This window comes from Plantibacter sp. Leaf314 (assembly GCF_001423185.1).
Classification (GTDB): Bacteria; Actinomycetota; Actinomycetes; order Actinomycetales; family Microbacteriaceae; genus Plantibacter.
Genome location: NZ_LMOB01000001.1, coordinates 1,386,045 through 1,412,609, shown reverse-complemented (window position 1 = coordinate 1,412,609; position 26,565 = coordinate 1,386,045). Strand labels below are relative to the sequence as shown.

Annotated in this window: 22 protein-coding genes and 1 tRNA gene; 12 read left to right on the top strand and 11 right to left on the bottom strand. The window is 70.5% G+C overall.

The window, feature by feature from the left end:
• Positions 1–237 precede the first annotated feature (237 nt).
• The 3 genes from ASF68_RS06580 (at position 238) to ASF68_RS06570 (ending at position 6,406) form a co-directional block, all read left to right on the top strand.
• On the top strand, positions 238–5,163 hold the full coding sequence (locus ASF68_RS06580) for an ExeM/NucH family extracellular endonuclease (RefSeq protein WP_082498507.1): 4,926 nt from the start codon (positions 238–240) through the stop codon (positions 5,161–5,163).
• 109 nt (positions 5,164–5,272) lie between these two features.
• The gene (locus ASF68_RS06575) at positions 5,273–5,944 is read left to right on the top strand and encodes a hypothetical protein (protein ID WP_056008407.1); all 672 of its coding nucleotides are present in this window, start codon (positions 5,273–5,275) and stop codon (positions 5,942–5,944) included.
• A 57-nt stretch (positions 5,945–6,001) separates the two neighbouring features.
• A complete protein-coding gene (locus ASF68_RS06570) occupies positions 6,002–6,406 on the top strand; it encodes an SseB family protein (RefSeq protein ID WP_056008405.1) in 405 nt (134 codons plus the stop codon).
• 44 nt (positions 6,407–6,450) lie between these two features.
• Here the strand turns inward: ASF68_RS06570 and radA are convergent, their stop codons facing one another.
• Positions 6,451–7,827, bottom strand: coding sequence for a DNA repair protein RadA (radA, locus tag ASF68_RS06565; protein ID WP_056008403.1), 1,377 nt, complete (start codon positions 7,825–7,827; stop codon positions 6,451–6,453).
• A 109-nt stretch (positions 7,828–7,936) separates the two neighbouring features.
• On the opposite strand from radA, the gene ASF68_RS06560 reads away from it, so the two are divergent.
• From ASF68_RS06560 to ASF68_RS06530, 7 genes are all read left to right on the top strand, one after another.
• Positions 7,937–8,026: transfer RNA gene (locus ASF68_RS06560), tRNA-Ser, on the top strand.
• Positions 8,027–8,285: 259 nt separating this feature from the next.
• On the top strand, positions 8,286–9,275 hold the full coding sequence (locus ASF68_RS06555) for a tyrosine-protein phosphatase (RefSeq protein ID WP_235526762.1): 990 nt from the start codon (positions 8,286–8,288) through the stop codon (positions 9,273–9,275).
• Positions 9,276–9,366: 91 nt separating this feature from the next.
• On the top strand, positions 9,367–10,332 hold the full coding sequence (locus tag ASF68_RS06550) for a nuclear transport factor 2 family protein (RefSeq protein WP_056008400.1): 966 nt from the start codon (positions 9,367–9,369) through the stop codon (positions 10,330–10,332).
• A 65-nt stretch (positions 10,333–10,397) separates the two neighbouring features.
• Entirely contained in the window at positions 10,398–10,652 is a 255-nt protein-coding gene (locus tag ASF68_RS06545; RefSeq protein ID WP_056008396.1) for a DUF1653 domain-containing protein, read from the top strand.
• 17 nt (positions 10,653–10,669) lie between these two features.
• Entirely contained in the window at positions 10,670–11,161 is a 492-nt protein-coding gene (locus ASF68_RS06540; RefSeq protein WP_056008392.1) for an SRPBCC family protein, read from the top strand.
• Positions 11,162–11,211: 50 nt separating this feature from the next.
• Positions 11,212–11,565, top strand: a complete 354-nt coding sequence (locus ASF68_RS06535; RefSeq protein ID WP_056008389.1) for a DUF6804 family protein — start codon at positions 11,212–11,214, stop codon at positions 11,563–11,565.
• Positions 11,566–11,621: 56 nt separating this feature from the next.
• Positions 11,622–12,905 (top strand): FAD-binding protein, encoded by a 1,284-nt coding sequence (locus tag ASF68_RS06530; protein WP_056008386.1) that lies wholly within the window; start codon positions 11,622–11,624, stop codon positions 12,903–12,905.
• A 200-nt stretch (positions 12,906–13,105) separates the two neighbouring features.
• Here the strand turns inward: ASF68_RS06530 and ASF68_RS06525 are convergent, their stop codons facing one another.
• The 4 genes from ASF68_RS06525 to ASF68_RS06510 form a co-directional block, all read right to left on the bottom strand.
• On the bottom strand, positions 13,106–13,768 hold the full coding sequence (locus ASF68_RS06525; protein WP_056008383.1) for a pentapeptide repeat-containing protein: 663 nt from the start codon (positions 13,766–13,768) through the stop codon (positions 13,106–13,108).
• Positions 13,769–13,844: 76 nt separating this feature from the next.
• Complete coding sequence (locus tag ASF68_RS06520; RefSeq protein WP_056008380.1) at positions 13,845–14,150, bottom strand: hypothetical protein; 306 nt, start codon at positions 14,148–14,150, stop codon at positions 13,845–13,847.
• A 9-nt stretch (positions 14,151–14,159) separates the two neighbouring features.
• Entirely contained in the window at positions 14,160–14,411 is a 252-nt protein-coding gene (locus ASF68_RS06515) for a hypothetical protein (RefSeq protein WP_056008377.1), read from the bottom strand.
• A gap of 33 nt (positions 14,412–14,444) precedes the next feature.
• Positions 14,445–15,938 carry an SDR family NAD(P)-dependent oxidoreductase gene (locus ASF68_RS06510; protein WP_056008374.1) on the bottom strand — a complete coding sequence of 498 codons (1,494 nt, stop codon included), beginning with the start codon at positions 15,936–15,938 and terminating at the stop codon, positions 14,445–14,447.
• 109 nt (positions 15,939–16,047) lie between these two features.
• On the opposite strand from ASF68_RS06510, the gene ASF68_RS06505 reads away from it, so the two are divergent.
• Entirely contained in the window at positions 16,048–19,683 is a 3,636-nt protein-coding gene (locus tag ASF68_RS06505) for a DEAD/DEAH box helicase (RefSeq protein WP_056008371.1), read from the top strand.
• Between the two features lie 65 nt (positions 19,684–19,748).
• Positions 19,749–21,485, top strand: a complete 1,737-nt coding sequence (locus ASF68_RS06500; RefSeq protein ID WP_056008368.1) for a sodium:proton antiporter — start codon at positions 19,749–19,751, stop codon at positions 21,483–21,485.
• Positions 21,486–21,575: 90 nt separating this feature from the next.
• Here the strand turns inward: ASF68_RS06500 and ASF68_RS06495 are convergent, their stop codons facing one another.
• The 6 genes from ASF68_RS06495 to ASF68_RS06470 form a co-directional block, all read right to left on the bottom strand.
• Complete coding sequence (locus ASF68_RS06495; protein ID WP_056008364.1) at positions 21,576–21,815, bottom strand: hypothetical protein; 240 nt, start codon at positions 21,813–21,815, stop codon at positions 21,576–21,578.
• Between the two features lie 114 nt (positions 21,816–21,929).
• Positions 21,930–22,913 (bottom strand): SDR family NAD(P)-dependent oxidoreductase, encoded by a 984-nt coding sequence (locus tag ASF68_RS06490; protein WP_056008361.1) that lies wholly within the window; start codon positions 22,911–22,913, stop codon positions 21,930–21,932.
• Between the two features lie 74 nt (positions 22,914–22,987).
• A complete protein-coding gene (locus ASF68_RS06485) occupies positions 22,988–23,755 on the bottom strand; it encodes a polyprenol monophosphomannose synthase (protein ID WP_056008358.1) in 768 nt (255 codons plus the stop codon).
• A 113-nt stretch (positions 23,756–23,868) separates the two neighbouring features.
• Positions 23,869–24,540 (bottom strand): class F sortase, encoded by a 672-nt coding sequence (locus ASF68_RS06480; RefSeq protein WP_056008355.1) that lies wholly within the window; start codon positions 24,538–24,540, stop codon positions 23,869–23,871.
• Positions 24,537–25,712 carry a glycosyl hydrolase family 8 gene (locus tag ASF68_RS06475; protein ID WP_056008352.1) on the bottom strand — a complete coding sequence of 392 codons (1,176 nt, stop codon included), beginning with the start codon at positions 25,710–25,712 and terminating at the stop codon, positions 24,537–24,539. The genes ASF68_RS06480 and ASF68_RS06475 overlap by 4 nt, the downstream gene beginning before the upstream one ends.
• A 2-nt stretch (positions 25,713–25,714) precedes the next feature.
• A complete protein-coding gene (locus ASF68_RS06470; RefSeq protein ID WP_056008349.1) occupies positions 25,715–26,563 on the bottom strand; it encodes a DUF4397 domain-containing protein in 849 nt (282 codons plus the stop codon).
• Between the last annotated feature and the right edge of the window lie 2 nt (positions 26,564–26,565).

The window sequence follows — 26,565 nt, the reverse complement described above, 5'->3', positions numbered from 1 at the left end:
CCGCGGGTGGGGCTATGAGACCGTTCACAATCAGCGGCTGATCAGGCGTTCGAGTGCCTCGGGGCGAAGTCGGTCTGCTCAGATGAGCACGCCCGGGTTTACGTGCCGTTCACATTTCCGGTGGTCTTCCGTCACGCATGTCGGTTAGCTTGTGAGGCACTACCCATCGTCTGTGCCTCGAATGGGGGGTGCGTTGTCGCGCGCCCCGAGCGAGGACGGCCCTCGATTCGGAGCCACATGTCGTTCAAACACCCGTGGAGGCTGTCCGCCTTCGCCGCCCTTGCCGGGCTCGTCGCCGCACCGCTCGTGGCGACACCCGCACTCGCCTCGACGGACGGCCTCGGCGTCGTCATCAACGAGGCCTACCTCTCGGGTGGGAGCGCAAACGCGCCCTATCTGAACAAGTTCGTCGAGCTGTACAACCCGGGCGCGACGCCCGTCGACGTCAGCGGCTGGTCCATCCAGTACCGGAAGCTCGACGGTGTCGGCGCCTCCTCCACCGTGGTCCCGCTCACCGGCTCCATCGCAGCCGGCGGGTACTACCTCGTCTCCGGATCGTCGAACGGTGCCAACGGTGTCGCGCTGCCGACCCCGGACGTGACGAGCTCCCTGAGCCCGCAGGGGCAGAACGGCACGCTCGCGCTCGTCGCATCGACGGCCGCCGTGACGTTGCCGACCGGTTCCGTCGTCGCCGACCCGACCATCGTCGACCTCCTCGGCTACGGCACCTCGAACACCTTCGAGACGGCCGCGTCGCCGTCGCCCTCGGGCAACGCCGTACCGCAGTCGATCGTGCGCACCGACTTCGCCGACACCGACAGCAACGCCGCGGACTTCGGACTCAGCGACACCGTCACCCCGCAGAACAGCGCGGGCGACACCCCGGTCGACCCCGAGCCGACCCCCGACCCGGAGCCGAGCCCCGAGCCCACCGACCCGACCACCCCGGTCGAGCCCGGCGTGGCGACGATCGCCGAGATCCAGGGCACCGCGGCCGCGAGCACCATGGTCGGCCAGACGGTGACCACGAAGGGCTTCGTCACCGCCAGCTTCCCCACGGGCGGCTTCAACGGCTACTACCTCCAGACCGAGGGGACCGGCGGCGCCATCGACCCCGCGACCCACCTCGCGTCCGACGGGATCTTCGTCTACTCGCCGGCAACCGTCGGCTCCGTCGCGGTCGGTCAGTACGTGCAGGTCACCGGCGTGGTCGACGAGTACTACGGCCTCACGCAGCTGAAGGTCACGGACGCCGCGGCGGTCACCACGCTCGACGCCACCGGGGTCACGGCACCGACCGCAGCGACGGTCGCGTTCCCGGCCACCGACGAGGAGCGCGAGCGTCTCGAAGGCATGCTGGTGGCTCCCGCGGGCGACTACACCGTCACCGACACCTACGCCACAAACCGCTACGGCGAGGTCGGCCTGGCCGCGTCGGACAGCCCGTTCGTCACCCCGACCGTGCTCGGCAAGCCCGGGTCCGCTGAGGCGCTCGCCGCTGCGGCCCGGGTCCCGGCGGAGAAGGTCGTCCTCGACGACGCCTCCACCGTCGACTTCTCGAAGGCGGAGAACACCGGCATCCCGCTCCCGTACGTCTCGACCACCGCACCGGTCCGTGTCGGTGCAGCCGTCGCGTTCACCGCACCGGTCATCTTCGACTTCCGCAACAGCAACTGGAAGTTCCAGCCCACGCAGCACCTGACGGGCGCCAACGCGGCCGAGGCGCAGCCGGCGACGTTCGAGAACACGCGCACCACCTCGCCTCGCGGGGTCGGCGGCGACGTCTCGCTCGCGACCTTCAACGTGCTGAACTACTTCGCCACCACCGGCGACTCGCGCACCGGCTGCACCTTCTTCACCGATCGTGAGGGCGGCAAGACGACCGTCGACGACTCCGACGCCGCCGGTTGCGGCGTGCGCGGGGCGGCCACGGCGGAGAGCCTCGCGCGCCAGCAGGCGAAGATCGTCTCGGCGATCAACGCGCTGGACGCCGACGTCGTCTCCCTCGAGGAGATCCAGAACTCCGCGTCGATCGGTCTCGACCGCGACGACGCCCTCAAGACGCTGACGGCTGCGCTCAACGCCGCCGCCGGCGAGGGCACCTGGACGTTCGTCCCCTCGCCCGCGAAGGTTCCCGCGGACGAGGACGTCATCCGCACGGCGTTCATCTACAAGTCCGCCACCGTCGAGACGGTCGGGGAGTCGCGCATCCTCCTCGACGAGCCCGCCTTCGACAACGCCCGCGAGCCCGACGCCCAGGCGTTCAAGCCGAAGGGTGCGGACGACGCGGCGACGTTCCTCGTGATCGCGAACCACTTCAAGTCGAAGAGCACCTCGAAGGCCGCGACGGGCGACAACGCCAACACCGGTCAGGGCGCCTTCACCGGCGACCGCACGCGTCAGGCCAAGGCCCTCGTGACCTTCGCCGACACGGTCTCGAAGGACGTCGGCACGAAGAAGGTCTTCCTCGTCGGTGACTTCAACTCCTACGACGCCGAGGACCCGCTGGACGTGCTCCGCGACGCCGGCTACATCAGCCAGGAGGCGAAGACCGGCGAGTACACCTACGCCTACGACGGTGCGGTCGGCTCGCTCGACCACATCTTCGCGTCGCCGGAGGCCGACCAGAGCGTCACCGGCGCCGACGTGTGGAACATCAACTCGGTCGAGTCGATCGCCCTCGAGTACTCGCGGTACAACGCGAACGTGACCGACTTCAACGTGCCGGACATGTTCCGTTCGAGTGACCACGACCCCGTGATCGTCGGCATCAGCGCCGACGGGAGCGAGTCCGCGACCGTCAACCTGTTGAACATCAACGACTTCCACGGTCGGATCGACGCCAACACGACGAAGTTCGCCGGCACGATCGAGCAGCTGAAGTCGATGTTCGCGCCCGACCAGACGGCGTTCATCTCCGCCGGCGACAACATCGGAGCCTCGCTCTTCGCCTCGTCGTCGCAGGAGGACCAGCCGACGATCGACGTGCTCAACGCACTCGGTCTGGCGGCCTCCGCGGTCGGCAACCACGAGTTCGACCAGGGCTACGGCGACCTCGTCGACCGCGTCATGGCCGACGGGAAGAACGCGGCCTGGCCGTACCTCGGGGCCAACGTCTACGAGAAGGGCACGAAGCAGCCCGCACTTCAGGAGTACACGATCCTCGACATCGACGGGGTGAAGGTTGCCGTCGTCGGCGCCATCACCGAGGAGACGCCGACGCTCGTGTCGCCCGCGGGCATCGCCGACCTCGACTTCGGGGACCCGGTCGAGGCCGTGAACCGCGTCGCCGCCCAGCTCAGCGACGGCGACGAGTCCAACGGTGAGGCCGACGTCATCGTCGCCGAGTACCACGAGGGTGCTGGAGCCGGCACGCCGGACGGCGCGACCCTCGAGCAGGAGCTCGCCGAGCAGAGTGCCTTCACCGACATCGTCACCGCGACGAGTGCCGAGGTCGACGCGATCTTCACCGGCCACACGCACAAGCAGTACGCGTGGGACGCTCCGATCCCCGGTGTCACCGGCAAGACCCGTCCCGTGCTGCAGACCGGCAGCTACGGCGAGTTCATCGGCCAGATCACGCTGACGGTGGACCGCGAGAGCGGTGACGTCACCGCCTACACGGCGAAGAACGTCGCGCGCACCACCGTGGCCGAAGCCGACCTCGTCAAGCAGTACCCGGCGGTCGCCACGGTCAAGACGATCACCGACAAGGCCCTCGCGGTCGCTGCGGAGATCGGCAACCGGAAGATCGGTGAGGCCAAGGCCGACATCACCCGCGCGTTCAACAACGGGGTGAAGGACGACCGCGGTGCGGAGTCCACGCTCGGTGCGCTCGTCGCCGACTCCCTCCGGGCCTCGCTCTCGAGCGCGGACCGCGGCGGGGCCGACATCGGCATCGTCAACCCGGGTGGCATGCGTGAGGAGATCCTCGCCGGTGACATCACGTACGCCGAGGCGAACGCGGTGCTGCCGTTCCTGAACAACCTGTGGACGACCTCGCTCACGGGTGCCCAGTTCAAGACGGTGCTCGAGCAGCAGTGGCAGCTCGATGCGGCCGGGAACGTGCCGTCTCGTCCGTACCTGCAGCTCGGGCTGTCGTCGAACGTGCAGTACACGTTCGACCCGACGAAGGGCCAGGGCGAGCGCATCACGAGCATCACGGTGAACGGTGCGCCGATCGACCCCGCGAAGAGCTACCGGATCGGCTCCTTCAGCTTCCTGCTGCAGGGTGGCGACAACTTCCGTGAGTTCGCGAACGGCACCGACACGCGCGACTCGGGTCTCGTCGACCGCGACGCGTGGGTCTCGTACCTCTCGGCGAACAGCCCGGTCGCTCCGGACTTCGCCCGCCAGAGCGTGCAGGTCACGAACGTACCGACCGCGGCGATCGCCGCCGGCGGGAAGGTCACGTTCGACGTCGCGAAGCTCGACCTGACGTCCACGGGCAGCCCGGTGAACACCTCGCTCGCCATCGAGGTCAACGGTGCAGCCGTCGGAACGGTCCCGGTCACTGCCGGTGCCGCAACGGTGTCGTTCACGCTGCCGGCCGGCACGGCCGACGGCGCGGCGACGGTCCGCCTCACGGCACTCGAGTCGGGCACCACGCTGACGGTGCCGCTCACGGTCGCGACGCCGCCGGTGGTCACGCCGCCGACGCCCGCCCCGGACTCGGCCCTCATCCAGGCGCTGAAGGACCTGATCAAGGCGATCACCGACTTCATCATCGGCAAGCTCGCCACGATCCACGTCGGCAAGGAGTACGCCGGCACTTGGGTGAGCGTCTGGCTGCACTCCGACCCGATCCTCGTCAGCGACGGCCTCGTGCAGGTCGACGCGGACGGCAACGTGCAGGTCACCGTGCCTGAGGACGCCCCGGTCGGCTCGCACCGCCTGGTCGTCCAGGACGCCGACGGCAACGTCATCGGTTGGCAGGACATCGTCGTGCAGGCAGCGGCGGTCGACCCCGGCACCGACCCGGGCGCCCAGCCCGGTGCGGGCGGCGGGACCGGCAGCGGTTCCGGCACGGCCGGCGGCAGCCAGGACGGCAGCCTGAGCAACACCGGTGCCGAGCCGTGGGGGAACGCGGCGCTCGCCGCACTGCTCCTCGTCGGTGGTCTCGCGCTCGTGATCGCCCGTCGTCGCTCGGCGCAGCAGCTCTAGCGCTCGCGACACCCCGCACCATCCCGATGCCCCGTCATCGGTCGGACCACGGTCCGCACCGACGGCGGGGCATCGGGCGTTTCCGTGCGACTGCACTTAATCTGTGAGCATGTCGAGCCTCACGAATCCCCGCGGACCGGAGCGGCCCGCCGTCTACTGGCGACGCAGGCTGATCGTGTTCGGCGCCCTGCTCGCCGTCGTCATCCTGGTCGTCGTCCTGATCGTCCGGCTGGCGTCGGGTTCCGGTGCCGAGCCGGCTGCCTCGTCGTCGTCACCGACCCCGTCGGCGTCCGCGCCGCCGGTCGCGAGCGCTGCGCCCGAGACGTCCACGACCGCGCCGATCGACGAGGCCGCGACCACTGACCCCGGTTCGGCGGCTGCGTGCACCGCGGATCAGATCCGGGTCGAGGCGGTCGTCAACGGCACGAGCTTCGCGGCGGGCGAGCTGCCCCAGCTGTCGCTGAGCGTGACGAACACCGGCTCGGCCGTGTGCACGATGAACGCCGGCACGAGCCAGCAGGTGTTCACCGTCTCGAGTGGCGAGGAACCGTACTGGACCTCCACCGACTGCCAGACGGCGCCGAGCGACCAGCAGGTGCTTCTGGAGCCGGGGAAGACGGTCTCGTCGAACCCGCCGATCACCTGGGACCGCACGCGGTCCGCCCCCGACACTTGCGATACGCCGCGCGACCCGGTGCCCGCGGCCGGTGCGTCGTACCACCTCAACACCTCCATCGGCGGGTTCGCCTCCGCCGACAGCGCGCAGTTCCTCCTGAACTGAGCCGAGGGACTCGCGGGGCCACCCTGTCGCCCGGCACCGGCCTGCGACAATGGAGGCATGGCGAAGCAGAAGCGACCCGAGTTCCGTTCCGAGCCCTTGGCCGCGGCCCTCGCCGCCGGCGACATGGTGGCGGTGGCGCTCGCGTTGCGGAACGGGCGGTTCGTCGTCCCGCTCATGAAGCCGGGCAATCCCGACAAGCCGACGGAGACCGGCGAGGTCTGGATGTTCCGGCAGCCGGAGACCGCGAGGCTCGCGCTGCTTCTCTTCTCTGACGCCAAGAACAAGCCGGCCGCCTTGCCGCCCTACGTGGGCCTGCACGACGGCGTCTGGCTCGCGAGTTTCCTCCGCACCTACGGTGACGACATCGAGACGGTGCTCTTCGACGTCGCCGGTCCGCACTCGCTGCAGGCGTCGCCGGAAGAGTTGCTCCGCGTCCTCGAGCTCGAGGCGCCGACGGAGTAGGCGTGGGCGGCCGAAGAGCTCGGCCCTGACCGCGGGCGGTCGGCTCAGAAGGCCGCGTCGAGCTCGCGTTCGCGTCGGGCGGGCCGGGCTGCCTCAGCTGCGGTCTTCGCGATGCCCAGCACGGACTTGAGGTCGTTGCTGACGTCGGAGTTGAGCAGCAGTTTGTAGCCGAGGCGGTTGCCCTCGGCACCGCGCTGCTTCGCGACGCTCACGGGGCGCACTTCGCCGCTGAGGCTGATCTCGCCGTAGGCGGCGAGGTCGCGGGGGAGGGCGAGGTCGCGGATGACGGAGACGAGGGCGAGGGCGATCGCGAGGTCGGCCGCCGGTTCGGTGATCTTCACGCCGCCGACCGTGGAGATGTAGACGTCGTGGTCGCTGAGGTCGTAGGAGTAGCGCCCGTGGAGGACGGCGAGGATCATCGCCACGCGGGACGGGTCGACGCCGTTGGTGACTCGGCGGGGGTTCGGTGCCTGCGTCTTGTTGATGAGTGCCTGGACCTCGACGGGGAGAGCGCGGCGGCCTTCCATGACGATGGTGACGCAGGTGCCGGCCACGGGCTCGTTCTGGCTGAGGAAGAGGGCGCTCGGGTCGGGGACCTCGGCGATGCCGTCGCCGGCCATCTCGAAGCAGCCGACCTCGTCGGTCGCGCCGAAGCGGTTCTTCTGTGCGCGGAGGAAGCGGAGTGCGGTGTGGCGGTCGCCCTCGAACTGGCAGACGACGTCGACGAGGTGTTCGAGGAGCCTGGGCCCTGCGATCGAGCCGTCCTTGGTGACGTGGCCGACGAGGAGGATCGGGAGGTCGCGCTCCTTGGCGATGCGGGTGAGGACGGCGGAGACCTCGCGAACCTGACCGGGTTGGCCGGCGAGGCCGTCGGACTGCGAGGAGGAGACGGTCTGCACGGAGTCGACGATGAGGAGTTTCGGGTCGACCTGGTCGATGTGGCCGAGGATGGTGGCGAGGTCGGTCTCGGAGGCGAGGTAGAGGTCGTCGTGGAGGGCGCCGGTGCGTTCGGCGCGGAGGCGGACCTGGCTGACCGACTCCTCGGCGCTCACGTAGAGCACACGGGCGCCGGTTTTCGCGGCCCGGGACGCGACCTCGAGGAGCAGGGTCGACTTGCCGACACCCGGCTCGCCGGAGAGCAGGATGGCTGCGCCAGGCACGATCCCGCCGCCGAGGACGCGGTCGAACTCGGCGATGCCGCTCGACCACCGGGGTGCTTCGTCGGAGCGGGCCTCGGTGATGGGGCGGGCGGCGCGCTCGTCGGTCGCGCGGATCGGGGTCAACTTGCCGAGGACACCGGTGGGGGCCGTCGCCTCGACGACCGTTCCCCACTGCTGACATTCGCCGCACCGGCCGGCCCACTTGGCGGTGGTCCAGCCGCATTCGGTGCAGCGGAATGCAGGGGAGTGTGCCTTGGCCATGCGGCCAGCCTAGGCGTGGCCACCGACACCACCGGCCCTCCGCGCCGCCTGTGGATGAGTGGCATCGCTCAATTCGCGTCGGCGCTCGTCTTCTATTACACTCGACCCCGGTACCGTGTCCGAGCGGCCGAAGGTGCAACTCTCGAAAAGTTGTGTGCTTGAAAGAGCACCGTGGGTTCAAATCCCACCGGTACCGCCAGCAGAAGCCCCCTCCACCCGAGCAACACCGGGACGGAGGGGGCTTCTTCGTGTCCGGCCGGACGCACGATTGGCCGGCCGTCCGGGTGAGCTGAGAGAACCCTGGAGCCCCACATCGCCGACGGGCAGGTTCCCAGTCACACGTCACCTGACGGCCACCTCGTGTCTGTTGTCGCGGCACCTCCCGTGCTTAGCGTTCAGGGCATCCCGTCGGCGGCCGAGTCGCAGCCGACACCGAACCCAGCCGAACGAGGACCACCGTGACCGCTCCAACCCCTCACCCGCGCAAGACCCTTCGACTGGCCGCAGTCGTCCTCTGCACCGCTGCCGCCGTCGGACTCACGGCAACCGGCGCCCAAGCCGCCTCCGCGATGAGTGCGACGTCGAGCACCAGCCCCCCGTCGCCGGATCAGCCCGCGCTGACGGCGCACGACCATCCGATCACCGATGTGCCAGGACTCGTCAACGGCCGCGAGCTGAACGCCGTCCGCGGTCGGGACGGCAAGACCGTCGACGCGACCCGACTCATCCGCTCCGAGTCCCTCGACGCGATCACCGCAGCCGGGGCGAAGACGCTCGCCGACACGCACCACGTGGACCTCGTCATCGACCTCCGCACGCCGACGCAGATCGCAGCGAAGCCCGACGTCCCGGTTCCCGGTGCCCGCTACGTCGCCGTCTCGCTCTTCGGCGCAGACGGTGACTACAGCGACGACACGGCGATGTACCACGACCTCGTCGACAAAGGGCACTCCGCATCGTCGCCCGGTCAGATGATCAGCGCGTACGGACAGGTGCTCCAACTGCTCGCAGACCACACCGGAGGTACCGTCCTGGTTCACTGCTCGCACGGGATGGACCGCACGGGCACGGTGGTCGACCTGCTCGACCACGTCCTCGGTGTCTCCGAGTCCGACATTTTGCACGACTATCTGCTGTCCAACACCCAGCTCGGGGTCACCTGGGCCACGCCGGACCTGCTGCAGGGGACCTTCGAGCACGACATCGCCACGAAGTACTCGGGCATGGACGCGTACCTGACCAAGACCATCGGCGTGACCGACCGGGAACGCGCCGCGCTGCAGAGCCGGTACCTCGTCTCCGCCGACCAGTCCGCACCGGGCACGACGGCGAAGGCACGCTCGCACACGCCCGTCTGGGTCATCGCCGGTGTGGGAGCTCTTGGAGTGGTGCTGCTCGGGGGAATCGCCTCCGTCCTCAACCGGTCGCGCCGGGCCCCCGGCAAGTAGCCGCACCGAGAACGAACTGAAAGACATGGATTCTCAGCTACGCCCAGGGACGCCTCATCTGAGGCACAGCACCGCGTCGCACAGTGAAGTCATGACCAGATCACGTGCCGTCCTCGTCCCGCTCGTCCGCACCGCCGTCGTCCTCGCCGGCGTCTCGATGCTCGCCGGCTGCCAGGCCACCTCGGCGGCCACCGCCGACCCGTCGTCGTCCGCTTCGTCGGCAACGAACGGCCGCGACGACGGCGGTGCGATGGGCGACCGCGCGGATTCCAAGACCGAGCAGAAGAACCTCGCCGCCGTCCTCAAGCTGTACACGGACGCGTTCCCCGATCCCACGTCCTCGCAGGCGCAGGCGACCGCCGACAAGCTCATCGCCGCCGACGCCGTCGCGCACGGTTCGGGGCAGAAGGCCGGGCCGGGCGGGCTGCTCAGCGAGTTCACCGCCGACCGGGGCCGCGTCCCCGGGGCACAGGCGGTCGTCAAGCACACGGCAGCAGACGGGGACCTTGTCGCCGTGCACTACCAGGTCGCCTCCGATCCGGCCGACGAGCGGACCGGTGAAGCAGCGGTCGACCTGTTCCGTCTGCGCGACGGCGCCGTGGTCGAACGCTGGTCCTTCGATCAGCCCATCGCCACGGGCACCCCGGCGAGCGGCAACACCAACACCATGTTCAGCGACCTCTACAAACCGGCGAAGCCCGCGGCCGCGCCGACCGAGGAGCAGGAGGAGCAGAACCGGACCTTCGCGGTGGACGCGTACAACACGCTCTTCCGCGACCAGGACGTCTCCATCCTCGACAAGGCGTTCGACCCCGCGTACCTGCAACACAACCCGGTCGCCCCGAACGGCACGGCGGCGCTCAAGTCGTTCTTCTCCGGGTCCTCCACGTTCCCGCCGCAGGAGTCGGTCATCTCGCTCAGCGACGGCGACATCGTCTGGACCTTCTCGCAGAGCGTCGGAGCGAAGTCGGGCGACCCAGTCCTCGCGGCGGACCTCTTCCGCGTCGACGACAAGCTCATCCGCGAGCACTGGGACGTGGTGCCGACCGCCGGCTGAGTCTGGCCGCGGGCGTCATGGACGGACGATCGGCCTCCACGACGCCCGCTGGCTAGAATCGCGGCATGAACGACGACACGACCAGCAGTCCCGACGACGGCGCGGACTTCGGCGTCGAACCCGGAATGTACCGGCACTTCAAGGGTGCGCTGTACGAGGTGATCGGCGTCGGGCGTCACAGCGAGACGGAGGAGCCGCACGTCTTCTATCGGACGACGACGACCCTGCCCACGTCGTGGGTGCGACCGCTCGCGATGTTCGTCGAACCCGTCTCACGCGACGGCTACGACGGCCCGCGCTTCGCCCGCGTCAGCGACTGAGCGAGGAGGATCACCGCATGCACGAGACTTCCGATCCGCAACCCGAACCCGCCGACGCTCGAGACCTCCTGGTGGAGCGGGTCATCCGTGCGCCACGGTCAGCCGTCTGGGCGGCGTGGACCGACGCGGCGACGCTCGGCCGTTGGTGGGTGCCCGCGCCGTCCGTCTGCCGGGTCCTCGACCTCGAGCTGTGGCCCGGCGGGTCGTTCCGCACGGAGTTCAGCGAGGACGGGGAGGCGTTCGTCCCGCAGATCACCGGCTGTGTCCTCGAGGTCGTCCCCGAGCAGCGCCTCGTGTGGACGACGGCGCTCGTCGCCGGATGGCGGCCTGCTGAGGACCCGTTCATCACGACCGTGATCGAGATGGAGGACCACCCCGACGGCACCCGGTACCGGGCGACCGCGCTCCACAGCGGCATCGCGCAGCGCGACCAGCACCTGGAGCTCGGATTCCATGCCGGGTGGGGGATCGTCACCGAGCAACTCGCCGCACTCGTCGAGGAGGCGTGAGCGGCTCGAACCGACGGTCGACACCCCGCTGCTCCACGTAAACTCGGGGGATGCCGAGTCCGACCCCCGCACCTGCACCCTTCGCCCTCCGTCCGGCGCTCATCCCGGGCATCCTGGGGGCGGTCGCGCTCATGCTCGGACTCGCGCTGCTCGAACTCGACGCGTTCACGATCGTCCGGTTCGTCGTGAGCATCCTCGCGCTCATCATGGCCGTGTTCGCCTGGCAGGCGAAGCAGCCGCTCTGGATGATCCCGACGCTGCTCGTGGCGATCGTCTGGAACCCCGTCATCCCGTTCCCGTTCAGCGGCATCCCCTGGGTCATCGCCCAGTTCCTCGGCGGTGTCGTCCTCGTCGCCGTCGGCATTCTCCTCGAGAACAAGCACGCCACCCCACCCGCCACCTGAGCGGAAATGTTTCGGGAACGGCTGCGGGTCGTCCTCGCTCTGGCAAGCTTGCGCTCATGACGCTTGAACGCAACTGGGCCGGCACACACACCTTCGCAGCGCCGCGGATCGTGAACGCCACGTCGATCGACGAGGTCCGCACCCTGGTGGCGGACGCGGCCCGAGACGGCACGCGCGTCCGCGCCCTCGGCACCCGCCACTCCTTCACCGACCTGGCCGACTCCGACGGCACGCTCATCACCGTGCTCGACATCCCCGCCGACCCGGTGTTCGACGAAGCGGCCGGTTCCGTCACGATCGGGGCCGGGACCCGCTACGGCATCGCCGCCGCCTGGCTCGCCGAACACGGCCTCGCCTTCCACAACATGGGGTCGCTCCCGCACATCTCCATCGGCGGCGCGATCGCGACCGGCACCCACGGATCCGGCAACGACAACGGCATCCTCTCCTCAGCCGTGAGCGGCCTCGAGTACGTCGACGCCACGGGCGAACTCGTCCACGTCCGTCGCGGAGACCCAGGCTTCGATGGCCTCGTCATCGGTCTCGGGGCGTACGGTGTCGTCGTCCGCGTCACCGTCGACGTGCAGCCGGCCTACCGGGTGCGCCAGGACGTCTATCGCGACGTGCCGTGGGACGCGGTCCTCGCCGACTTCGAGGGCGTCACCGGCGGCGCGTACAGCGTGAGCATCTTCACGAACTGGCTCGGCGACACCATCGAGCAGATCTGGTGGAAGACCCGCCTGGTCGCCGGTGACGACGAGCTGCCCGTGGTCCCGGAGTCATGGCTCGGCGTGCAGCGGGACGCTCTGACCGCCGGCAACCTCGTCGAGACGGACCCCGACAACCTCACGCTGCAAGGCGGGGTGCCCGGCGACTGGTGGGAGCGGCTGCCGCACTTCCGACTCGAGTCGACACCGAGCAACGGCGACGAGATCCAGACCGAGTACTTCATCGACCGCGCCGACGGTCCCGCGGCGATCACGGCGCTGCGTGCCATCGGCGACCGCATCGCCCCGCTGCTCCTCGTGACCGAACTGCGCACCGCGGCACCCGACAAGCTCTGGCTGAGTGGTGCCTACCATCGCGAGATGCTCGCCGTGCACTTCACCTGGCGCAACCTGCCCGAGGAGGTGCGGGCTGTGCTGCCCGCGATCGAGGAGGCACTCGCGCCGTTCGGCGCCCGACCGCATTGGGGCAAGCTCAACCTCCTGACCGCCGAGCGCATCGCCGAGGTCGTGCCGCGGCTCGCCGACGCCCGGGACCTGTTCGAGCGGTTGGATCCCGCCGGCACCTTCACGAACGCGCACCTGGAGCGCATCGGGGTCCGCCTGCCCCGGTAACCGGTGCTGATGGGCCGGGTGTCAGCGCGGTGCGGCGGCGTGAGCGCGGGTCATCGGGCGCCAGCGCGATGCGCTGACGCGAGCGCGGGGGAACCGGCGCGGGCGCGAGGCACGCGCGTGAGCGCGGGTCTCCGGAGACCCGCGCTCACGCGACAGACCCGCGGTGACGTCAGCGCACCGCGCTGGCGCAACCCGGGAGGTCAGTCCTCGACTCGGATGCCGAACTGCTCGGCGAACATCGCGGCGAGCTCGCCGACCTGGAACGGGGTCATCGTCGCGCCCCGGAGATGCTCGACCCCGGCGATCCGCCGCAGCTCGAGGGTGCGGAGGTCGACGTCGGCGAGCTTGGCCCGGGTGACGTCGAGGCTGTTCAGCGTGCAGTCGACGAACCGGACCCGGGTGGCCGTCGCATCCGCGAGGTCGAGCTCGTCGATGGTGCAGCCCTCGAAGAGGACGTCCTGCAGCACCGCGCCGCGCAGGTTGACGAAGCCGAGCTTGCACCCGCTGACGCGCACGGACTGCCAGTTCGCGTCGTAGCAGTCCGCCGACCCGACCCGCGAGCCGTCGAGCTCCACGTCGCGCAGCCGACTCCTCGGAGCCAACAGGATGGGCGCGTCCCAGCGCTCGAGTCGGGTGTCGAGGAACGACGCCGCACGGAAGTCCGTCTGATCGGCGGTGATCCCCGAGAGCGACGACTCCGAGATCGTGATGCCCGAGAGGTCGCGGTGCGACAGGTCGAGGTCGGCGAATCGCAGCCCCTCGACGGCGTCGTGCGCCTCGAGGTCGCGTTCCTCACCATCCGTCAGCCCGATGAGCCGGACCGGATCGAGTCGTGGTGCGGTCGTTCCGGTGCGTTTCGCCATGTCGTGCTCCGATGCTGATGCCTGAGGGTCGCGGACCAGCCTAGGTGCGGCCACCGACGCCCCTCGGGGTGATCCCTCAGCTCCTTGTGAACCGACCCGGCAGGAACGGGAGCAGGGGAGCGTGGTAGACGAGCGAGGTGTCGATCCCCGCGGTCAGGGTGGTGCCGGCGGCTCCGTACCGCCACTGCCGGTTGAAGAGGAAGACCTCGAACGACACCTCGGCACCGGTGATCCGCCAGCTGCCCGTGCCCCACTGCGCCGGTTGCCCGCGGCCGTCGAACACCACGGTCGGACGCTGCAGCGCGCCGTACCAGGGGCGACGGAGCGTGACCTCGATCCGGTCCTGCGCCGGCACACTGTCCTCGGAAGCCTCGGTGCTCATCCGCTCAGCCTAGGGCGAGCGGCGACGTCCGCGAGGCGCCGGTGCCGGAGGGACGGCCTTCGCCGCGACGACCTCGGCGTCCGAGACGGTGACCGGTCCACGTCTGGTCTCGATCGTGCTGCCGGCGGTCGTCCGCTCGACGAGTTCACCGAGTGCGTCGGTCGCCCCCGCCTCCGAGCCCTCGGGCAGCCGGTAGCGGACGACGACGCGGGTGCCGAGCGGTGCGTCGCGGAGGAACCGGACGGCGGCCGGACCGATCATCGCGTGGCCTCCGACCAGACGCTCACCTGGAACTCACCAGGAGCTGGGGCGGTAGTCCTTGAGGAAGACGCCGAAGAGGTGCTCGCCGGCCTCGCCGCGGACGATCGGGTCGTAGACGCGGGCCGCGCCGTCGACGAGGTCGAGCGGGGCGTGGAAGCCCTCCTCGGCCAGCCGGACCTTGGTGGGGTGCGGTCGCTCGTCGGTGATCCACCCGGTGTCGACGCTCGTCATGAGGATCCCGTCGGTCTCGAACATCTCACGTGCGCTCGTGCGGGTGAGCATGTTGAGCGCCGCCTTCGCCATGTTCGTGTGCGGGTGGCCTGGGCCTTTGTAGCCGCGACCGAAGACACCCTCCATCGCGGAGACGTTCACCACGTAGGTGTGGTCGAAGTCCGAGGCCGCCATCGAGGCACGGAGACGACTGATGAGGATGAACGGGGCGGTGGCGTTCGCGAGCTGGACCTCGAGCATCTCGATCGGCTCCACCTGGTCGACGTTCTGCACCCAGCTGTTGCTGTGGTCGACGTCGGGCACGAGTCCGCCCGCGTCGATCGCGGTCCCGGCGGCGAGCCGCTCGAGCGACGACGAGCCGGCGGTCATGGCGGCCTCGGTGAGGGCGTCCGCCTTCGCCGCGGCGGCAGCGAGGATCGGGTGCGCGGAGACGGACGCCGCGAGCGACAAGGGGTGCGCGTCGTTCGTGTGGCCGAAGGTGACGAGCTCGGGCAGCGGGCCGTCGGGCAGCGGCGCGAGCTCCGCGTCGACGAGCGGCTGGTAGGCGCCCTTCGTGCGGCGCACCGTCTGGGCGGCGTTGTTGATGAGGATGTCGAGTGGCCCCTGCTCGGCGACGGAGTCCGCGAGCGCGATGACCTGGGCCGGGTCGCGGAGGTCGATGCCGACGACGCGCAGGCGGTGCAGCCAGTCGCCGCTGTCGGGGAGGGCGCTGAAGCGGCGGACGGCGTCGCGCGGGAAGCGGGTCGTGATCGTCGTGTGGGCACCATCGCGGAGGAGCCGCAGCGCGATGTACATGCCGATCTTGGCGCGACCACCGGTGAGGAGCGCGCGCTTCCCGGTGAGGTCGGTGCGGGCGTCGCGCTTCGCGTGGCTCATGGCGGCGCACTGCGGGCAGAGCTGGTGGTAGAACGCGTCGACCGTCGTGTAGGGCTGCTTGCAGATGTAGCAGTTGCGCGGCACGAGGAGCTCGCCGGCCGTCGGGGCGGTGGTCGTGGTCGCGAGCGGGATGCCCCGCGTCTCGTCGTCGATGCGGTCTGGCGCGCCGGTCGCGGTCGCGGCGATCACCGCGCGGTCGGCGTCCGCGATCCGGGCGCGGCGGTCGAGACGGCGTTCCTTCTTGACGGCCTTGAACATCTTGGCGGTGGCACGACGGACCTGGAGGTAGTCGGGGTGCTCCTCGTCCATCGTCGCCATGTGCTGGAGGACGCGGAGGGTGACCTCGAGATCGGTGGGATCGATGCCCGCGTCGTCGCCGGTCGTGGGGCTCGTCGGCTCGTCGTGGGGGAGGGAGGTCATTGCTTCATTCTACGAGCCGAGCGCGCCTCACCGGTCCTCGGGCGAGTGCCTCCGTCACCAGGTCCAGGCGACGGAGGGCGGTGTCCGGCGTGCGTGAGACCATGGGGCGGTGACCCCCGATCCCGCACCACTCGTCGACGTGGCCGACCTCGTCAGACTCGTCGGACGGGTGGCGTTCGATCGCGGGCGCGGATACGCGAGGGACGGCCGCGTGACGTCGGTGGACTGGAACGCGGACAAGCGCCGGGTCCACGGGATCGTCGAAGGGTCGACCGACATCCCCTACGCGTGCATCGTCGACCTCGGAGACGACTCGGGCGGGATCGCGCGCATCGAAGGCAGCGCCTGTTCGTGCCCCCTGCGCGGTGACTGCAAGCACATCGTCGCCACCCTGCTCCAGAGCAACGCGGCGCACCTCCGTGCGGAAGGCCGCTCCGACCGGTGGGTGGCCCCACAACGGCCACCTGCGGAGCGGGAGGCGTCCTGGCGTTCCGACCGGCGGTGGACCGCGCCGATCAACGACCCCGAACTCGACGAGCCGGCCGAGCATCGACCGATGTACGCGGACGACGAGCTCGAGGCCCTGCCCGAGGCATGGCGTCCCGCGGCCGGCCAGCGCCCGGCGCGATGGGCGCCGAGTCCACCGACGCCACCGGAACCGCCCACCTGGCGCAACCGCCTCGACTCCCTTACGGGCGACGGCGGTCGGGCCGTCGCGCCCACCGCGATGGGCCTGCAGTTCGAGGTCCGGGAGGGCATCCCGCGCACGGCCGAACGCTGGCGCGGGCCGACGTCCCGCACCGCCGACGGCCCGCCCGACCCACGGCACCCGCGCCGCATCGCCGTCCGACCGGTCGTCCGCAAGGCCGGGGGCGGCTTCGTCAAGTCGACGATCTCCTGGACGTCGTTCACACACCAGGGCCACCGCCTGGCGCTCGACCCGGAGCACCAGCAGTGGTTCACCCAGTTCCAGGCGCTCCTGCGCGCCACCCGTCCGCCGGCCGGGGCGTTCGCCGGAGCGGGCGACGCGGACTGGCTCGTCATCGACGACTTCGGCAGCCCGGTCCTCTGGCACCTGCTCGAGGAGGCGGCACAGCTCGGCATCGAACTCGTCGGCACACGCAAGGGCACGGTCGCCCTCGGAGCCACCGCCGCCATCCGGCTGGACGCCGCACACGCCGAGGGTGGAGTCGTCCTCCGCCCGGTCGTGACGATCGACGGCACGGACGTCGACGCCTCGACGAGCGGCGCCATCGGCGACCACGGCCTGTACCACTACGCCCTGGAGCCGCGGCAGGCGATCGTCCTCGCGCCACTCGCGGAACCGTCGTCCGACGAAGCGCGTGGGTTGCTCGGCCCGGGGGAGCCCGTCCTCGTGCCAGCGGCCGAGGTCCCGGAGTTCCTGGAGCACTACGTGCCCCGACTCCGCCGGACGATCGCGCTCAGCTCGACCGACGGCGCGGTCGTGCTCCCGGAGATCGTGCCGCCCGTGCTCGTGCTCACCGCCTCCTTCGAGCCGAAGCAGTCCCTCCGGCTCGCCTGGGCGTGGCAGTACGCGCCGGCACAACGCATCCCGATCGGTGGGACGTCCACGGCGCTCGCCGCGGGCCGGTCGCTCCCGACGACGGTCGCCGACGCCGGTTCCGCGTCGTCCGGTTCCGGTTCGTCCGGTTCCGGGAACGGCGGGGACGTCCTCCGCGACGAGCGGGCCGAACGGCTGATCCTCGAACGCGTCGGTGCCGCCCTCGCCGCAGCTGCTGAGCCGGAGCGACGGGCGATCACCGCGGGAGCGCTCGACGAGCTCATCACGCCGAGCATCTGGCCGCCCCGAGCGCAGCAGCTGAAGGAGTTCGACGCGGCGCTCGTCACCGAACGGGCCATCCCGGTACTCGAGTCGCTCGACGACGTCCTCGTCGAGATCATCGGTGAACGGCCCGAGTACACGGAGCTCACCGGGACGCCGCACATCTCGGTCACCACCGTGGAGACCGAGCAGCGCGACTGGTTCGACCTCGGGATCGTCATCCACATCGGCGACTACAGCATCCCCTTCGAGCCCCTCTTCAAAGCGCTGTCGAAGGGCCGCACGAAGCTGCTCATGGTCGACCACACCTACCTCTCGCTCGAACACCCCGCGTTCGACCGCCTACGCGAGCTGCTCACGGAGGCTGCGGCGCTCACCGAATGGGAGACGAAACCGAGCATCAGCCGCTACCAGGCGAGCCTCTGGGCGGACTTCGAGGACCTCGCCGACGAGACCGAGCAGGCCGTCTCCTGGCGTGAGGCCGCCGCCGGACTGAACGCCATCGACGCCGTTCCGGACACCCCGCTGCCGGCCGGGCTGCAGGCGGAGCTCCGCCCCTACCAACTCGACGGGTTCCGCTGGCTCGCGTTCCTCTGGGAGCACGGCCTCGGCGGCATCCTCGCCGACGACATGGGCCTCGGCAAGACGCTGCAGACCCTCGCCCTCATCGCCCATGCCCGCGAGACGACCGGTGCTCCCACGCCGCCGTTCCTCGTGGTCGCGCCCACCTCGGTCGTGTCCAACTGGGTCGCCGAAGCCGCCCGATTCGTCCCTGGGCTCGTCGTCCGCAGCATCACCGCGACGCAGGCGAAGGGCAGTGCATCCATCGCGGAACTCGCCGCCGGGGCCGACGTCGTGGTCACCAGCTACGCGCTGTTCCGGCTCGACGCCTCGGCGTACCAGGCGAGCGACTGGTCGGGGCTCATCCTCGACGAGGCCCAGTTCGTCAAGAACCATCGCGCCAAGCTGCACGACTGCGCGGTCGAGCTCCGTGCGCCGTTCAAGCTCGCCATCACGGGCACGCCGATCGAGAACACCCTCATGGAGCTGTGGTCGCTGTTGTCGATCGTCGCGCCGGGGCTCTTCGCCTCCGCTTCACGGTTCACGGAGCACTACGTCAAGCCGATCGGCAAGGGGCTCGACTCGAGCCGTCTCCAGACGCTCCGACGACGCATCCGTCCGCTGCTCATGCGCCGGACGAAGGAGCTGGTGGCGCCGGAACTCCCGCCGAAGCAGGAACAGGTGCTCCGCATCGAACTCGCACCGGCGCACCGGAAGCTCTACGATCTCGTGCTGCAACGGGAACGACAGAAACTCCTCGGCCTCGTCGACGACCTCGACCGCAACCGCTTCATCGTGTTCCGGTCGCTCACCCTGTTGCGCATGCTGAGCCTCGATGCGAGCCTCATCGACGCCGAAGAGCACGCGGGCATCCCGTCGAGCAAGCTCGACGCCCTCCTCGAGCAGCTCGACGACGTCGTCGCCGAGGGGCACCGCGCGCTCATCTTCAGTCAATTCACGTCGTTCCTCGGCAACGCCGCCCGTCGGCTCGAGGAGCAGGGCATCGCCTACGAGTACCTCGACGGGTCCACGCGGCGCCGCGGCGAGGTCATCGACCGGTTCCGTAAGGGGGATGCGCCGGTCTTCCTGATCAGTCTGAAGGCGGGTGGCTTCGGTCTGAACCTGACCGAGGCGGACTACGTCTTCCTCCTCGACCCCTGGTGGAACCCGGCGGCCGAGGCGCAGGCCATCGACCGCACGCACCGTATCGGCCAGCAGCAGAACGTCATGGTCTACCGGCTGGTCGCCGCCGACACGATCGAGGAGAAGGTCATGGCGCTCCAGGCGAAGAAGTCGGAGTTGTTCGCCGCCGTCCTCGACGACGATGCGGTGTTCAGCCAGGCGCTCACCGCAGAGGACATCAGAGGCCTCCTGGAGTGATCCCCGGCAGCCGACCGACGGCTGCCAGGAGTGCCGCGGGCGCCTCGGGCGATAGCCTGGCCGGTATGGAACTCGGGGTGTATGCAGTCGTCGGCATCGCCGTGATCGTGGCCGTCGCGGCCTTCTCCCGCAAGCTCGGGGTCGCGGCGCCCATCATCCTCGTGATCGTCGGCGTCGGCCTCTCCTACCTCCCCGGTGTGCCGGAGATCGAGGTCGAGCCGGAGCTCGTGCTCGATGTCGTCCTCCCGCCGATCCTCTACGCCGCGGCGATCAGCGTGCCGATCATGGACTTCCGCCGCAACCTCGCGACGATCACGAGCCTGTCCGTGGTCCTCGTGATCGTCACCGCGTTCGGCGCCGGGTTCCTGCTCTTCAGCCTGCTGCCCGACCTCAACCTCGCTGCCGCCATCGCCCTCGGTGCGATCATCAGTCCGCCCGACGCCGTGGCGGCGACGTCCATCGGGCGCCGACTCGGGCTCCCGCCCCGGCTGCTGACGGTCCTCGAGGGGGAGGGCCTCGTGAACGACGCGACCGCGCTCGTGCTGTTGCGCTCGGCCAGCGCGGCGGCGGCCGGTGGCCTGCTCACGCCGTGGGCGACCGTCGGCGACTTCCTCTACGCCGTCGTGCTCGCGATCATCGTCGGGTTCATCGCGGGGTATGCGACCGTCTGGCTGCGGTCGAAGCTCAACGACTCGGTCCTCGACACCGCGATCTCGATCGCCGTCCCGTTCGTGGCGTTCATGCCGACGGAGGCGCTCGGCGGTTCCGGGGTGCTCGCGGTGGTCGTCGCCGGCCTCTACACCGGGCATGCGAGTTCGGCCGCGTTCTCGGCGCAGGCGCGGATCAGCGACCGCATCAACTGGCGGACCATCCAGTTCCTCCTGGAGAACGCGGTCTTCCTGCTCATCGGACTCGAGATCCGCACGCTCATCGGTGCCGTCGACGCCGAGATCCTGTCGGTCGAGGAGTCCATCGGGATCGGCCTGGTGGCGACGGCCGCGCTCATCGCGCTGCGGTTCCTCTGGGTCGGCCCGCTCGTCCTCGGACTCCGCGCACGGGAACGTTGGGCGGAACGCCAGACGCTGCAACGGTGGCTGTCGATGGGGTACTCGGAGCGGTTCCCGAGACAGAACCGTCGATGGCATCGCCGACGTCGCCGCGAGCGGGCCTACGAGCGGCAGCGTGCCGACCTCGAGCAGCTGCGGCAGGAACAGATCGACTGGCGCGGTGGGGTCATCCTCAGCTGGTCGGGGATGCGTGGTGTGGTGACCCTCGCCGCCGCACAGTCGCTCCCGGAGAACACGCCGTACCGCGAGCAGCTCGTCCTCATCGCGTTCACGGTCGCCGTGGTGACGCTCGTCGTCCAAGGCGGCACGCTGCCCTGGCTCATCCGACTGCTGCGGGTGCAGGGGATCGACGAGTCGGAGGATCGCCGACAGCTCGCGACCCTGCTCGACGAGATCAGCTACGCGGGCATCAGCGTGCTGGAGGATCCGGCGTCTGCGGTGGGCATCGAGGAGGAGATCGACCCCGACCTGCTCGAACGGGTCCGGCAGTCGACCTTCCTCAGGGCCGAGGCGGCCTGGGAGCGCTCGCGGGAGTCGGTCTCACCGAGCGAGACGCACGCCGAGACCCCGCACCGGCTCTACCGGCAGTTGCGGCTCGCCGTCGTGCAGGCCGAACGCGAGCGGCTGCTCGACGCCCGGGCGCGCGGGGCGTACCCGTCGCGGATCCTCGCGGAGGCACAGACCATGCTCGACATCGAGGAGACCCGGCTGCGCCCGCCGCGCGCCGACCACTAGGGCAGCTCGACCGTTCTCAGGAGTCCTCCGGCGCGCCGCCCGGCAGACGGATGGACGCGCCGGCGAACTCCTGAGAACGGGTCGTCGCGGTCAGGAACTCGGGCCGGGGTTGGTGACGTCCGCCACACGCTCCGCCTCGCGCTCGGCGGCGGCGTCGCGTTCGGTCTCCGAACCGGGGTTCGTGATGTCGGCCTCGCCGCTCGCCGCGGGGTCGTCCGCACGGACGTCCGGGCCGGGGTTCGTCGTCGAGGCCACGCGCTCGGCTGCCGCGTCGTCGACGGCCTCGTCGTGCGGACCCGGGTTGTTGATGTCGGCGTTCTGGTCACTCATGGGGTGCTCCTTCCGAGATCCGCCTGGGACGGACTCTGTCTCGCGCATCGTCGCGCTGATCCGCTCTCACGGTAGGTCCGTGGGCGGACGGGTGCAAGGGGTGGTGCCGCCCGCTCAGGCGCGGGTGGCGAAGGCGTCCACGCCGGTGAGCTCGGCCGAGAGCGCCCAGAGTCGGGCCGCCTCCTCCGGGTCGGTCGCGTGGTCGGCGACACCCGAGGCCGGGGATACGGCGGCGTCGGCCGAGCCGGCGATGTCGCAGTCCTCGCAGAACACGCCGCCGAGGCCGACGAGAGACGGTGAGGTCGCCGCCCACACCTCGGTCGCGGCACCCTGCTCCGGAGACTTGAACCCGGAGACGAGGAGCTTGCCGTCGGCGTCGACCCAGCCGAGCGCCATCATCTCCTCGCGCGGCAGGTGACGCTGCAGCGGCGTCAGGATGCCGCCCGGGTGGACCGAGAACGCGCGGACGCCCTCCTCGGCGCCGAACGCGTCGAGCTGGACCGCGAAGAGCGCGTTGGCGGTCTTCGCCTGCCCGTACGCCTCCCACTTGTCGTAACCGTGCTCGAACTGGACGTCGTCCCAGCGGATGCCCGAGCGCTTGTGGCCACTCGAGGACAGCGCGACGACCCGCGAGGAGCCGCCCTTCACGATGGCGGGCCAGAGGCGGTTGACGAGGGCGAAGTGGCCGAGGTGGTTCGTCGCGAACTGGAGTTCCCAGCCGGGGCCGACGCGCGTCTCGGGAGCGGCCATGACGCCGGCGTTGGTGATGATCAGGTCGATGCCACGACCGCTCGCGAGGAAGCGCTCCGCGAAGGCCTCGACACTGGCGAGGTCGGCGAGGTCGAGTTCGTCGACCTCCACACCGTCGATGCCGGCGAGTTCCTCACGGGCGGTGTCCGGGCGTCGTGCGGGGACGATCACGTGGGCACCGGCGTCGACCAGGGCGCGGACGGCCTCGCGACCGATGCCGGAGTAGCCGCCGGTGACGATGGCGAGCTTGCCGGAGAGGTCGATGCCCTCGAGCACCTCCGCCGCGGTGCTCGAGTGGCCGAAGCCGGAGTCGATGGGATGCTGCGGGGTGCGCGTGGGAGTGGTCATGCCCTCACGCTACGACGCAGGCGACGACGGGGGAACCGGGTGGACCTGGGAACATGTGCAGGTACCGGCCCTACTCAGCGGGTGGACAGGACGCGCACGGAGGGCAACGGGTGTCCGTGCAGCAGCGCGCGGAGTTCCTGCAGGCGGCGGCGCACGCCCCACATCGTGACCTTCTTCAACGACTCCGACACGATGCCGCCGCTCATCTTCGACTCACCGGACACGCGCTCGGTGAAGACGATGGGTGTCTCCACGACCCGGAGGCCGCGCTGCAACGCCCGCCAGAGGAGTTCGACCTGGAAGCAGTAGCCCTGGGACGCCACGTCGGCGAGGTCGATGCGCCGCAGCGCCTCGCTCCGGAACGCGCGGAACCCGCCCGTCGCATCGGCGACACCGATGCCGAGGGCCAGACGCGTGTAGAGGTTGCCGCCGCGGCTCAGCGCGAGCCGGTGGGCGGGCCAGTTCTCGACGACGCCACCAGGGACCCAGCGCGAGCCGAGGGCGAGGTCGTGCTCGTCGAGCAGCGCGATGAGTCTCGGGAGGTCCTCGGGGTGATGGGAACCGTCCGCGTCCATCTCGACGATGACCTCGTACCCGCGGGCGAGCGCCCAGGCGAACCCGGCGAGGTACGCGCCACCCAGCCCGTCCTTCACGGCTCGGTGGAACACGTGCACCTGCTGGTGCTGCGCGGCGAGCTGGTCGGCGAGGAAGCCGGTGCCGTCCGGCGACGAGTCGTCGACGACGAGGATGTCGACCCCCGGGACGGCCAGTGTCCGGTTGACGATCGGCTGCAGGTTGTCGAGTTCGTTGTAGGTGGGGATGACGACGAGGGAGCGGTTCACGTCGGTTCCTTTCGGGTCGGTTGGAGTGGTTCGGAGCGGAGCGGCCCCTCGACAGGCTCGGGGACCGGGGAGGGGATCGGGGACCGGAGGAGGGAATCGGGACCGGTGAGGGCCTACGGGGTCTTGCCCACGAGCGAGGCGAAGACGACGTAGTTGTTGGCGTAGGTGTTCGCCGCGTCGTCGAAGGGTCCGTTGCAGGTGATGAGCCGGAGTTGCGCATCAGGCGTCGGTCCGTAGACCTCCTCGGTCGGGAAGGTCTTCTTCTCGACGTCCATGGCGCGGTCGACGGCGTAGGTGGCGGTCGAGCCGTCGGACATCGTCACCGTCACCTGGTCGCCCGCGACGAGCTGCTTGAGGTGGACGAAGACCGCCTCGCGGAGGGTCGTGTCGAGATGCCCGGCGATCACCGCGGGCCCCACCTGGCCGGGGAGGACACCGGCGCGGTACCACCCGGCGTCCTCCCACTCGACGGGTGGCAGGAGCACACCGGACGCATCGCGGTCGAGCGGTTCGACCGCCGCGTCGACGCCGATCGACGGGATCTGCACGCGGCTGACGCTCAAGGCGCTGACGTCGGCGGTCGGCGCCTGGGTCGCCGGGTCCTGTTTGGCCCCGGCGGCCCCGCGGTCGGTCGCCTCCGAGGAGGTGAGGGGCCCGTCGGCGGCGTTCGGCGACGACGGCGTCTGCCCGGAGTGCGTGGCGCCGCACGCCGAGAGGGCGAGCGCCGTGACGAGCGCTCCGGCGACGGCGAGGGCGCTGATCCTCGCGCGTGGTGCCCGGGTCATGAGCTGGCTCCGTTCGTGAGTGGCGGGCAGCCGTCGAGGTCGTCGGTCGTGAGCATCATGGGCGCGAGGGCAGCCCAGGCGGCACCGAAGTAGCTCGGCACCTCCTGCGCGAGCTCGTCGGCCGCTCGCAGGTCGTCCGCCGCCTCCGGCAGGTTGCCCACCGCGGCGCGCGCGGCGGCTCTGGCCTCCAGGGCGAGCGGGTGCTGGTCGGAGGTGAGCGGCGAACCACCGAGGTCGGTCTCCGCGCGCAGCTCCTTCGAGCGTGCGAGCGTCGAGACGAGTCGAGCGGCCGTCGCCTGATCGGCAGGGACGCACGACTCGGCGTAGCGGATCGGGAGTCGGGCCGCGTCGTAGCCGTAGCGGACGCTCTGTCCCGTCCCGGCGGCACCGGGCATCGCGTCGACCGAGCCGTCGGCGTGCACCTGCGCCCAGTCCGGTGGGAGCGGGCTCTCGTCGAGCAGGGCGGACGTGACCGCAGCGGAACCGGCCTGCAGCTCGGCCCAACGGGGATCGCCCGTCGCCGCGCCCAACACCGAGAAGGCGACGGGGGAGGCGTACGACGGGTTGTACGCGTAGGGTTCGGTCGCTGCCGCCCAGGTGCCGGGCAGCAGGATGCGACCCGCGGCGGTCTCGACGGTCATGCGGTCCGCGATCACCCCGGCGAGCTTGACGCCCGCATCGGTGAAGCGCGGCTCGTCGAAGCGCTTCCCGGCGATGACGAGGGCCCGGGCGGCATCGAGGTCACCGTCGCTGGCGGGTTCCTCGTCGACGACCTTGCCGTCGCTCCAGCGCCAGGCCAGCAGCCCGTCCGGTCGCTGCAGGTTCGCCTCGGTCCAGTCCCAGATCCCGGTGAACGCCTGCTCGTCGCCGACACCCGCGGCGATGAGCAGGCCGTAGGCCTGGCCCTCGCTCACGGTGTCGTCACCCTGGTCGCGGCGCACGACCCGGCCGTCGTCCACCCAGTCCGAGAGGAACGCCTCCGCGGCCTGGGTGGCGGAGCGGTCCGTCGCGGTCGGCTGCGGACCGCTGCCGGCCTCGACGGTGCCGGGTGACGCCGCCGGTGGCCCTGGGAGGTCCGCCGGGAAGCCGGTGGCCAGCGAGGCGATCACGGCGGTGGCGGCGACCGCGGCGACCGCCGTCACCGCGATGCCGATCGTCTTCTTGGCGCTCATGCTCAGCTCGCCGCCGTCCCGATCTCCTGCACGAGCCGCACGAGCTTCGCGTCGAGGTCGTCGAACACGCTCTGCAGCGCCGACGAGTCCTTCGCGAGCCCGCCGCCACCGGTCTCGACCGGCCCTTCGGGCGCGTTCCCGGCGGCGGAGCTGTCGAGCACGGGCATCAGGGTGACGCCACCTGCAGCGTTGTCGAGCACGAAGAGCGTGCTCACGGTGCCGGGTGCGAGGTTCACCGAGGCTTCTGCGGCCTGCTTGCCGCCGGTCAGCTTGAGGTCCCACGGGCCGGCGGGGACGCTGGCGTAGTCGGTCGCCGTTCCAGTGGTGGCGCCCTTCGCGATGGGCATGCCGGTCGAGGTGCTGACGTCGACGCTCTTCACGTCGGTCGACGCCTGGATGAGCCGGATGCGCGCCGCGCCCTCGGTCGGACCGGTGAGGTCGTCCTCGAACACCTTCGTCTGCAGGTCCTTGTTGGGACCGTAGGCGGCGACGGTCGCCGCCTCCCCGGCCGTGATGGTCACGTTGGTGCTGATGACCGGCTTCGTGCTGTCGGGGGAGCCGGCGGGGACCATCGACACCACGTAGGTGCCGGCGGCGAGGTCGGTGTACGGCGAGACCTGTCCGTAGGCGACGTCGTCGAGTTCGAAGACGGCCGCACCGCCGGAGAGGGCCGAGAGCTTCACGTCGACGGACTTCGTGTCGGCGGAGAGGTGGCCGACGCGGATCCAGCCGCCGCCGGACGCGTCGGTCGTGGCGGCGTTCGCGGCGGTGGTGCCGAAGCCGATGAGTGCTGCCGTCGCGACGGCGGCGAGGCCGCTGAGGGCGATTCGCCTCGTGGTGGTGGTTCGCATGG